We start from the raw sequence: 512 nt of genomic DNA, 5'->3' as shown, positions 1-512 counted from the left end.
TGACGGCCGGGGCGGTCATCAGCTCCCCGGCGGTCACGGCCTCCGCCTTGGCCTCGTCCGCCGGGCGTCCCGTCCGGCCGGGCCGTTGCGGCTCGTCGGCGCGGAACTCCTCCTTGCGCAGCAGGTCGGCCTCCGAGACGACGCCGATCACCCGGCCGCTGTCGTCCAGCACGGGCATCGCGCTGACGCCCCACCGTTTCATCGTCCGCACGATCTCCTTGAACGACGCACCACTGGCCAGGGCGACGACGGTGCGGGTCATCACGTCACCGACGGTGTACGGGGAATCCTTCATGGCGCCCTCCGGTGGGTCCGGTCGAAGGCTCGGAAGAGTCGGAGGAGTCGGAGGAGTCTGAAGAGCCGAAAGGCTCGGAAGGGCCGCACGGGCCGGAGGAAGGAGCCGGAGGGGTGGGGAAAGCGGGAGGAGGAGGGCGAGGGAGGCGGAGGCGGAAGGAGAGTCACAGCAGGGTGGTGTCGAGATCGAGGCCGTAGATGCTGCGGCCGCCGACCAG

General features: G+C 70.7%; 1 protein-coding gene. It reads right to left on the bottom strand.

Annotated elements, in window-relative coordinates; genetic code table 11:
- Window positions 1-295: CBS domain-containing protein (locus CCN35_RS27455; protein ID WP_143631931.1), on the bottom strand; the 295-nt coding region annotated here is incomplete at its 3' end.
- Window positions 296-512: the final 217 nt, after the last annotated feature.

Source organism: Streptomyces thermovulgaris (genome assembly GCF_002155915.1).
Taxonomy (GTDB): domain Bacteria; phylum Actinomycetota; class Actinomycetes; order Streptomycetales; family Streptomycetaceae; genus Streptomyces; species Streptomyces thermovulgaris.
This window is presented reverse-complemented; position numbering and strand designations above follow the sequence as displayed.